At 62.2% G+C, this 8,376-nt stretch carries 13 protein-coding genes; 6 read left to right on the top strand and 7 right to left on the bottom strand.

The features are described from left to right. Positions 1–196, bottom strand: a 196-nt coding sequence (locus FV228_RS33750; RefSeq protein WP_147855228.1) for a hypothetical protein, incomplete at its 3' end; no start/stop codon positions are given. Between the two features lie 561 nt (positions 197–757). On the opposite strand from FV228_RS33750, the gene FV228_RS14255 reads away from it, so the two are divergent. The 3 genes from FV228_RS14255 (at position 758) to FV228_RS14245 (ending at position 2,687) form a co-directional block, all read left to right on the top strand. Beyond that, positions 758–1,417 carry a response regulator transcription factor gene (locus tag FV228_RS14255; RefSeq protein WP_147855227.1) on the top strand — a complete coding sequence of 220 codons (660 nt, stop codon included), beginning with the start codon at positions 758–760 and terminating at the stop codon, positions 1,415–1,417. A gap of 303 nt (positions 1,418–1,720) precedes the next feature. After that, positions 1,721–2,146, top strand: a complete 426-nt coding sequence (locus FV228_RS14250) for a hypothetical protein (RefSeq protein WP_147855226.1) — start codon at positions 1,721–1,723, stop codon at positions 2,144–2,146. A gap of 235 nt (positions 2,147–2,381) precedes the next feature. Further along, positions 2,382–2,687, top strand: a complete 306-nt coding sequence (locus tag FV228_RS14245; protein ID WP_147855225.1) for a hypothetical protein — start codon at positions 2,382–2,384, stop codon at positions 2,685–2,687. Positions 2,688–2,722: 35 nt separating this feature from the next. Here FV228_RS14245 and FV228_RS14240 read toward each other — a convergent pair whose 3' ends face one another. The 4 genes from FV228_RS14240 to FV228_RS14225 form a co-directional block, all read right to left on the bottom strand. Then, on the bottom strand, positions 2,723–3,793 hold the full coding sequence (locus tag FV228_RS14240; protein WP_187277750.1) for a hypothetical protein: 1,071 nt from the start codon (positions 3,791–3,793) through the stop codon (positions 2,723–2,725). Between the two features lie 139 nt (positions 3,794–3,932). Further along, the gene (locus FV228_RS14235) at positions 3,933–4,307 is read right to left on the bottom strand and encodes an integron (RefSeq protein ID WP_147855223.1); all 375 of its coding nucleotides are present in this window, start codon (positions 4,305–4,307) and stop codon (positions 3,933–3,935) included. 359 nt (positions 4,308–4,666) lie between these two features. Next, positions 4,667–4,894, bottom strand: coding sequence for a hypothetical protein (locus FV228_RS14230; RefSeq protein WP_147855222.1), 228 nt, complete (start codon positions 4,892–4,894; stop codon positions 4,667–4,669). A gap of 83 nt (positions 4,895–4,977) precedes the next feature. Next, positions 4,978–5,817 (bottom strand): helix-turn-helix domain-containing protein, encoded by an 840-nt coding sequence (locus FV228_RS14225; RefSeq protein ID WP_147855221.1) that lies wholly within the window; start codon positions 5,815–5,817, stop codon positions 4,978–4,980. A gap of 558 nt (positions 5,818–6,375) precedes the next feature. On the opposite strand from FV228_RS14225, the gene FV228_RS14220 reads away from it, so the two are divergent. Both FV228_RS14220 and FV228_RS14215 read left to right on the top strand, forming a co-directional pair. Beyond that, positions 6,376–6,573: a hypothetical protein gene (locus tag FV228_RS14220; protein WP_147855220.1), complete on the top strand. Its 198-nt coding sequence runs from the start codon at positions 6,376–6,378 to the stop codon at positions 6,571–6,573. A 52-nt stretch (positions 6,574–6,625) separates the two neighbouring features. Next, positions 6,626–6,880, top strand: a complete 255-nt coding sequence (locus tag FV228_RS14215; protein ID WP_147855219.1) for a hypothetical protein — start codon at positions 6,626–6,628, stop codon at positions 6,878–6,880. A 72-nt stretch (positions 6,881–6,952) separates the two neighbouring features. Here the strand turns inward: FV228_RS14215 and FV228_RS14210 are convergent, their stop codons facing one another. After that, positions 6,953–7,675 (bottom strand): PAS domain-containing protein, encoded by a 723-nt coding sequence (locus tag FV228_RS14210; protein WP_246690119.1) that lies wholly within the window; start codon positions 7,673–7,675, stop codon positions 6,953–6,955. Positions 7,676–7,700: 25 nt separating this feature from the next. On the opposite strand from FV228_RS14210, the gene FV228_RS14205 reads away from it, so the two are divergent. Then, complete coding sequence (locus FV228_RS14205; protein WP_147855218.1) at positions 7,701–7,898, top strand: hypothetical protein; 198 nt, start codon at positions 7,701–7,703, stop codon at positions 7,896–7,898. 54 nt (positions 7,899–7,952) lie between these two features. On the opposite strand, the gene FV228_RS14200 is transcribed toward FV228_RS14205, so the two are convergent. After that, positions 7,953–8,228 (bottom strand): hypothetical protein, encoded by a 276-nt coding sequence (locus FV228_RS14200; RefSeq protein ID WP_246693906.1) that lies wholly within the window; start codon positions 8,226–8,228, stop codon positions 7,953–7,955. Positions 8,229–8,376 lie beyond the last annotated feature (148 nt).

The following is an 8,376-nucleotide window of genomic DNA, read 5'->3' as shown; positions in this document are numbered from 1 at the left end:
CGCGACGCGGCAGGTCGGCGGCGGCAGCGGCGCCGGTCAGGGCAGTGAAGGCAGCCAGCGAGGCCAGGAGCTTGGTCATCGTGTTGGGTCCAGAATTTCTATCTGCGGTAAGGCTACCGGTCCATGAGCCAAATAGCTGTAGTTTTACGGACACACCCATCACCGATGAGGCAAGACGGCATAGTAAACCGTTCATGAAGATGCGCTGTGCTAGCTAAGTACTTCGCAAGGTACAGCGTAGTGCGCCGTAACTACTAGCATCCAATTTGGTTGCATCATGCAGCGTCGCTCACCGCGAACTGTGTCCCGCAAGTCACAGCCGGGATGGTGAAGCTCCTTGCCAGATGGCATTTCCCTCTAGGCTCCACGCCACATCATGCCGATCCGGCCCGAGCATACGTTCTACCAGGCTACCGAGTTTTTCGCTTTCATCTCAGCCAACCAGTGCTGGCAGAGCAGATCTGCTCAAACGCCGGACAACGATACTGAGCTTTGACCTATACTTTAATTTACATTCAGTCAGTTAAGAATAATTACTATATAACAAAGACATATATATCGATCTATAGATACATATTCAGATCATATTTCTAATTGATTACTAAAATTAAAATGCAAGATAGCCTGTTGATACACATCGAAGTTATCTCAAAATTCCTTGACGAACGCTTGCCGCGACCTCTTGAAACATATCGTCTGAAACTTTCCTCAATTTTGCTCCGTCTGTAGCGAACCGAAAGACGAGAGGTTCTGAGCTATGAGTGCCGCCATTGGGCTCCTTATCCTTGATGAATTGCATGGTCTGAACACGAATATCCGCGCCACTTTGGAGCACATGCCGCAGTTCCACACAATTGATGAGGTGGAACTCGATGAGGCTGACATCGAACATGCAGTCGTTCTGGCTTTTCTAAACGACATCCAACTCGCAACCGGGATCGCGCGCATCTCCAAGTTGAAGGAGCGATGGCCGAAGCTTCGCATCCTCGTTGCTTTCGACGCGCTCACGGCTGGCGATTTCCAGGCGCTCCTAGTTGCTGGCGCCAGCGCCTTTGTGGGACGTTCACAATCGTCGCGCGAAATCTGCACCGCGCTGCTCGCTCTCGCTACGGGAGCGAATTGCCTTGCTCAATCGGAGCAGAAAAACGACTTCGGGCTGACGCCGCGCGAGGCGGAGGTGCTGCGTTTTCTAATTTCTGGGTTCAGCAACAAAGACGTCGCCCGCCACCTAGACCTGAGCGTGCGGACCGTAGAGACCCACCGGGTCAACTTGCGCCGCAAAACGCGAACCGGGCGGCTGAGTGATTTGGTATCACTCGCTCGCCAACTCGGGCTGCCGCCAGTCACTAATGACGAAATGGGCCGGTACGGCAACAAACGGTTCGTACCAAGAAGCAGCGGCTTTTCAGGGCAGTGACCGAGGCAGCGGACAATTTGGCTCAAGCTGGCGGTTCAGGGTTCGGCCAACACGGAGTCTTGAGGAAGCATTAACGGTGCGTGGCGGTCGCTACTGATGGCGGCAACAGGCGGCATGCGGGTATTCTGCGGCGTCGCTGCGGCTTTTACAGGCGAAGCCGAACGGCAAGCGGGCCGGCCCCTTGAGGGCTCGGCCCGCGCCATTTTGGGGTTGGCACAGACGTCGTTTGCTCGGTCGTGCAGGCTGCATAACGATCCCTTGCCGCTACGCTTTTTTCACCATCGGTGGCACAGTCCCACCGCCATGCCGATCCGGCCCGAGCACCGCTTCTTCTACCCGATCGACTGGCGCGAGCTGTCGATGGCGATCCGCTTTGGTCGCGCGCAGGGCCGCTGTGAGAGCTGCGGGCGACCGCACGGGCAGATGGTCTACCACCTCGGCGACGGGCGCTGGTGGGATGCGGAGGCCAGCCGTTGGCGCGATGGCTGGGGCCGCCGGATCCGGGTCAGGTCTGGCGTCGATATCCTCGGTCGCGCTCGCCGGACCCACGTCGTCCTGGCAGCCGCTCACCGGGACCACGACACGGCCAACAACGCGGATGCCAACCTCGCGGCCTTCTGCCAGCGCTGCCACATGATCCACGACCGGCCAGAGCATCAGAGGCGGCGGTGGCGCACGCTGTTCCGGCGGAAGGCGATGGGCGACCTATTCGGCGGTCCCTACGTCTGAACCATTCATGAGTACTTAGGCTTAATAATTCATTGATATTAACGCGTAGATTGCGCACGTTTCACAAATCGAGCGCGAAGCACCGGGAACCTTTAGGCGACTATACTGATCTCTGTTAGGCGGCACCCAGCCTTATAGTGCTAGGTATGTTTGACGAAAATTATTTATCAAGGTTGTATCCGTGCCGATATGCAATCTAGGTCGCACGTTTCTCATCAGCACGCCTGTCGCGCTCATGGCAGGGTTACTCGCGCTCGGACCGGCTCAAGCCGATCTTACCAACGTCGTCCGCGTCGTGCTGCAGAAAGGTCGGCAATACGCCCCCACCGACCTGTTCCTGCGCCGAGGTGACACGATCGTCCTGGTCAACGGGGATGACGGTGCGATCCATCACGCCTTCATCGAGGCCGATCGGTTCGCGTTCGACGCCGGCGACCAGGAGCCGGGCAAGCAGGCCACGCTGACGCTGAAAGAGGCCGGCGACTTCGTGATCGAGTGCGGTATCCACCCGAAGATGAAGCTTACCCTCCACGTCCAGTAGGATGGCCGCCACCGAGCTCCATTTACCGGATGGCCTCAGATCACCGGCAGGCCGGTAAGGCCTTCGTACAGGGCCTCGTGACCGACGTAGTACAGCGCCAGGAAGGTCGCGAGCGCACCACCGTAGTACGCCGGCGCCCATGTGATGTCGCGGACCCGCACCGCGGTGCGCACGTCATCGGCGGCGATGCCGAGCAGCACGACGATGATCCCCGAATGCCCGATCGCGTCGACCTTGCCGAACTCGAACACCGCCGAGACGAAAATCGCCGCCAGGATGATCGCCGCAGCGCGTCGCACCAGCGGTGTCCAGAGCAGCGCGAAGGCCAGGGTGAACTCGATGACGCCGGCCGCCTGCATGAACAGTTCGGGCGTCGCGCCCACGGTCATCTGCGGCTTGGCAGTGAGCAGCGGATCGGTCCACTGCGGGTAGGCCCACTTCTCGACCGAGGCCCACATCAGCGTGATGGCCGCGCTCCAGCGCACGATGTCGAGCGGACGCAGGCCGAAGGGCTTCAGGTTGAGGCCTTGGCAGACGAGGTAGATCGCCACCCCGAGGAACACCGGGTAGTCGGCGAGGTGGAACACGCCGTACTGCGCGGTGGCGAAGCTGAATAGGAAGACGATGCCCAGGCCGGTGAGCGGCATGGTCCGCCGCCAGATCAGGCAGGCGGCCAGCGCGAGCTGGAACCACGGGATCCAGGCGACGTCGGTCTTGAGCTCCGGGGTGAGGATGATGCCGCCGAGTTCCCAGAGCGAGACGAAGAAGAAGCCCAGCGTGGCGCGGACCAGAAGTTCGGTGTCGGTGCGGATCCGGGTGGTCACACGATCCAGCGCGTTGAGCAGGGCACCGCCCAGCGGCGTACCCTCGGCCAGGCACCCGAACATCAGGCACAGGATGGCCAGACCGGCGAGCCACTCGAAGTCAGCGCACAGCACCTGCTCAAGGCCACGCGGCTGCCCGGCGACGTCGTAGGCACAGAACCATTTTACGTGAGCGCTGGCGGAGCTCGTACCGGCGAGGAGGGCCAAGAGTGGGGCTGCGAGGCTTGCCAGCGCGCACGTACCCAGGCGACGCGGGAGCCTGAGCGCCGAGACCCGAACCATGATGACCTCGAAAGACGTGGCGGGCACCGACCCGCCTACGTATTTCCTCACAAACAGCGGTGTCGCGTCAACGAGTTATTAACGAACATTACGCGATGGTTAATAGCGGTCTAGGTGCTTACTGCCTGGGCAAACGACGCTAGTTTTGATCTTTGCTGAGGCTGATGTAGCGCGCCAGAACCCAGCCGTGCTCGCAGGGGCCGGTGTAACTCTGCTCGACCGGCGTGAGGATCGTCGTCCGGCATCCGAGCAGCGCGGAGCCGTAGACGACGCCCAGCCACGGGCCGAGCTTCTCGCAAACCACGACCATGTCGCCGTCATGCAGGCGACCGATCTCGCGGAACGGAGCTTCTCCGGGACCGCTCTGCACCACCAAGAAGCTCTCCGGCTCGGCCCCGAGCTCGATCACACGCCCCTTCTCCGGACAGGCATCGTCGCCGATCGACCCGTGCATCAGAATTGGCACGTTCAGAGGGATCGTTTCGGCCTTCGCTAGGCTGGGCGGCAGGAGCATCAAAAGCAGCCCAAGACGCAGCGCAATGGATGACATGAGCGTGCCGCGCTGCCGTGTTTGATAGGGGCGCTATCGCGCTCGCCCGAGTGGGTGAGACGGCGAACAACGCGGCCGATGCTGAGGGGATCCGGGCCGTGAGCCTGCGCTTGCGGTGTCCAGTTCCCCCGCCGCACCGACCCTCACGCGACTGCCCGGCCGAGGCCTCACGGGCGCCCTACGGGGAACTGGCCCGGAGAGCGCCTGTCGTCACGTGCTTGCCCGCCGCACGCTTTGCGGTGTCGCGAACGCCTCGGGCGCACTGACGGGAAGAGGCGAGACTTCAGCAAATCCTGAGAGGTCTGCCACAAGAATGAATGGCTCTAGAGGGCACCCTCCAGCACGCGCTCCATCTGCACATCAGCCAGGTAGTTCATCAGAAGATCGGCAGTACCAGAGCTAGCTCCCGCGACCCAGGCTGGAACGGGCAACTGGGTTTGCGGGATGGCGGCGATAACGGACTCGGCCTTCAGCGCAGCCTCCCGCGGTGTGGCGGCAACGAGGAAGCGTACCCCCTGCGGGGTTTCGAGCAGGATCGCGATGCAGGTCATGGCGCCCTCAACGGGTCAGCCGCGAGAACCGTTTCGTTCTCAACCTGGCTTTCTCGTCCGCTCTGCCGAACACCCGCAGACCCTCACCGCATGGCTCGGCCCGTCCCACCACCCGCGCGAATTCTCGCTCGGCCTGATTGGTCGAGGTCGCCAGCCGCTCGTCGGCAGCCCTTCTTCGGTTCTGCTGGCCTCGTTTTCCCCAGATGTGGAACTTCAGTAGGCGTGCTGGTCACGCTTTTGACCCCTCCCCCTTGGAAGGTGGAGCCGTGATGACCCTTCCCTTGGGCAGGGGTAGGCCAGGCGGTATTCCCCTTCCGCGCCAGCCTCAGCCACGCCAGCCACTCCGGCGAGACGATGCGGAGCACGTTCGTGTCGTTGCGGAAGCCGGTGATCTGGCGCTCCTCGACGGTCAGCAGACCCAGCCGTGCCGCCTCGCGGATCGCGTTCTTCACGGTCGAGCGGCACACGCCGGTGACAGCGGCCAGGTTCTCGATCGAGAGCCGACAGTCCTTCCGGCGCGCCACCTCGGCAGCCACGAGAGAGAGCACGGCCTGCTCGGCCAGGGTGAACCGGGCGACGATAGCCTGCGGCATGCGGCCAGAGGCGGCCCAGCGGCGGCGGCGCTCCATCGAGGCGTCCGTGCGTGGCCGGGAGCCGACGCCAGGCCTCCTGGAGCTTCCCGCGCGATTTGAGGGCGAAAGTGTCAAGCCTACGTCGGCTGTTGCCGTTGGGTTCGGGCTCTGTCCGGATTTCTGTCCACCGACGGATGAGTGGCGGGCGTCAATAAGTCCAGACAGCGACTCAGCCTCGGCTTCCGTGATCTTTCCGTCGCTGTAGGCGCGCCAGAGCGCCGCCGTGATGGCGGGCAATGCGGCGCGCGCGGCCCCCTCCGCCTGTCGGCGGATCTCATCGGCATAGTTCATCGAACCCGGTCCCTCACGGGCCGCGGCTAGGGTCCAGGCAAAGCCTTCCCGTTGACGGAAACAGGTTCCGTCTTGACACCCCGGGGGGTCTCATGGCTTGTGAGGGGAAGCGACTCGGCCCTCACAGGCCCTCGGAATTTTCAGCAGCCTCTTCCTTGCCGGGAAGGGGCTGTTGGCTTTTCAGGCTCTATCTCGCGGCTGCGGTCTCCTGAATTGCCGGCTCTCGACTCGCCGAGGCGTGTCAGACCGGAACAGCCCATGTCGTCCGGCTCGCACGGCTAAGTCAACGTTGGGACCCGAGTCGGCAGCCTGCGCAATCTCGGTGATGCACACAGGGTCCCATTGAGCATGATCGCACCGACCCCATCGGACATCGGTCGCAGGGTCGCTTATCGTGACCGCCCGGAGGTGGAGCCCGAACTGGGCGTCGTGACCTCGTTCGATAGGTTCTTTGTGTTCGTCCGCTATGGCGCTGACGCGCACAGTCGAGCGACCAAGGCCAGTCACCTCGAATGGGTCCGTCTGGCCTCGTCCGGTTGACCACATTGAGGAGCTGTTGTGACCGAGCTTGAGAAGGTCGAGCGCGAGATCGCCACCCTGGAGGAGAGCGTTCGGTCCTCGACGCGAGCTCTCGAAGACCCGGACCTGTCTGCGGAAGGGGCGAGGCAAGAACGCGCGAGCATCGAGCTCTATCGACGGCACCTCGGTGACCTACTCATGAAGCGCGACGACCTGCAGTCCCTGATAGGCAGGTGAGGCGGCTGTCTGCGTTCTGGTGTAGCCGAGCTTGCAGAGGTATCAGGCCGCCATGGCCAAGCGCGCACGACAGCTTCCGCAAGAACGCGGCTCCATCCTGTTCGACGTCGTCTTCGAGGACGGCAGCCGCGCCTCGAACCGGCGTGTGCCGATGGAGATCCTCGGCGGTCTGGACGGCGATCAGCCGGCCCACGAACTGATCGAGCAGCAAGAGGCTGAGATCGCCGAGAAGGCTGGTCGAGCGCCGCGAGCGATCCAGACCCTCATGCGAACGGCTAAGCCGGAGCCGAAGCCCGTTCGGGACTAAGGCAAGGTACCAGCCCTTCGATCGATATCAATATATCCGCCGCCTGGCTGATCAGGCCTACGATGATGAGCCTTAGTGCACCTTCGAACCGCCTCTGTTTGGTGCCGCGGTCGCCCGTCCTTCCGGCAGCGAAGCTGCTATTTCGCGGCCGAGCTCAAACATCAGCGCGTGAATAAGCGGCTGTAGCCGGGCGGCACTGTCTGCACTCAACTCGTCCCTCAGTTCCCATAGCTCGAGTGCGCGCTCGGCCATACGCTCTGCGGGTGACAACGTCGCCTCGGGCACTCCAAGGAAGCGCGACGGGCCATCTACGTAACCCTCGGTCCGTGAGTCGGTGACGTCGATAAGGATGCCGCGTCCGCGCATTCCTCCATCCAGACTTCGCTCGAAATGCCCACGCGCCAGCACCCAGCGCACTACACCCGGCACGGGTATGATGCGGTGCTCCCACACGAACAAACCGCCCTCTTCGCGCACCCGGCGGCGACGCACCGTATCCAGAGCCAAATCCTCTGGGTGGAATATCGAAACGAGCCGAGACCATGAAATGCCTTGCGTGGTCTCGGCGTCGAGCAACCCATAAATCCGAGCGAACACGGCATCACCACGGATGCAGTCGTTGTCGACATCGTCCTCCCACAAGCCGATGTTGAGGTTGGTCAACGGCAGCGAGGCCGAAAAAAGCGTGTCATCCGATAACCGACGCGGCATGCGCCAACCCGAGTTTTCCGCAGCTTGAGCAGAAACTAGGATCACAACTTTTCGTTGCTCGGCAACCCAGTTATACAGTCGCACGGTTACAGGTGACGGCAGGCCCAGGATGGGCGAACGTGACAAAGGTGACGGCCGTGAATTCGGTCTTCCCACGACGGATCAGGCCGCCGCGGCTCGCGAGCGCGAGCGCAAAATGCGGACGCTGAAGCGTCTCAGCGATGCTCTTGGTCGACCGATCGAAGATTTTTATGAGTCTCGTAATAATTCTGCCCCAACCGTAAAAGAGCCAGTTGAAGACAAATAACAGATTGTAATCCGACTTCCTTAGAAATCACTGTCACATTGATATAACCTAGATTTAACGGCTCCCCATCAAATCAACGATGAATGAGCCAGCGGCGGCGAGAACATTCCCGTGGCCGCCCCAGCGCAATGGCTCTACCTGGATCACGATCGCGGTGGTCTGGGCCGCCACGTCCGGCAGCGAGGTCTCAGGCGCTTCGCCCTCGCGGTCCTGATCATTCCCACGCAGCCACACCACCTGGCTAGCATGATGGTTCTCGGGTGCCGCCAGGGATGGCTCGGCATCGGCGCCATCCTCGAGGTCCGTGTCGCCGTCCATGCGGTCGAGCACGGCGATGATGCGGTCCGCGGCGTCGAGTGCGACCTGGGCGGCCTCCTCCAGGCTGGCGCGGAGGGTGGGGCCATTCAGGGGCTCGGGGCTCGCCGGTTCGGGCGAGCGCGCGGGGTGTGAAGGTGACCACGTTGCTCATGATGTCAGG

The organism is Methylobacterium sp. WL18, from assembly GCF_008040015.1.
Classification (GTDB): Bacteria; Pseudomonadota; Alphaproteobacteria; order Rhizobiales; family Beijerinckiaceae; genus Methylobacterium; species Methylobacterium mesophilicum.
The sequence above is the reverse complement of the archived record's forward strand: the minus strand, read 5'-3'. Positions and strand labels throughout refer to the sequence as shown.

Bases quoted from the DNA above. Each gene is read 5' to 3' on its own strand.
- FV228_RS14255 (WP_147855227.1), top strand. From the start codon at position 758: ATGAGTGCCGCCATTGGGCTCCTTATCCTTGATGAATTGCATGGTCTG.
- FV228_RS14250 (WP_147855226.1), top strand. From the start codon at position 1,721: ATGCCGATCCGGCCCGAGCACCGCTTCTTCTACCCGATCGACTGGCGC.
- FV228_RS14245 (WP_147855225.1), top strand. From the start codon at position 2,382: ATGGCAGGGTTACTCGCGCTCGGACCGGCTCAAGCCGATCTTACCAAC.
- FV228_RS14240 (WP_187277750.1), bottom strand. From the start codon at position 3,793: ATGGTTCGGGTCTCGGCGCTCAGGCTCCCGCGTCGCCTGGGTACGTGC.
- FV228_RS14235 (WP_147855223.1), bottom strand. From the start codon at position 4,307: ATGCTCCTGCCGCCCAGCCTAGCGAAGGCCGAAACGATCCCTCTGAAC.
- FV228_RS14230 (WP_147855222.1), bottom strand. From the start codon at position 4,894: ATGACCTGCATCGCGATCCTGCTCGAAACCCCGCAGGGGGTACGCTTC.
- FV228_RS14225 (WP_147855221.1), bottom strand. From the start codon at position 5,817: ATGAACTATGCCGATGAGATCCGCCGACAGGCGGAGGGGGCCGCGCGC.
- FV228_RS14215 (WP_147855219.1), top strand. From the start codon at position 6,626: ATGGCCAAGCGCGCACGACAGCTTCCGCAAGAACGCGGCTCCATCCTG.
- FV228_RS14205 (WP_147855218.1), top strand. From the start codon at position 7,701: ATGGGCGAACGTGACAAAGGTGACGGCCGTGAATTCGGTCTTCCCACG.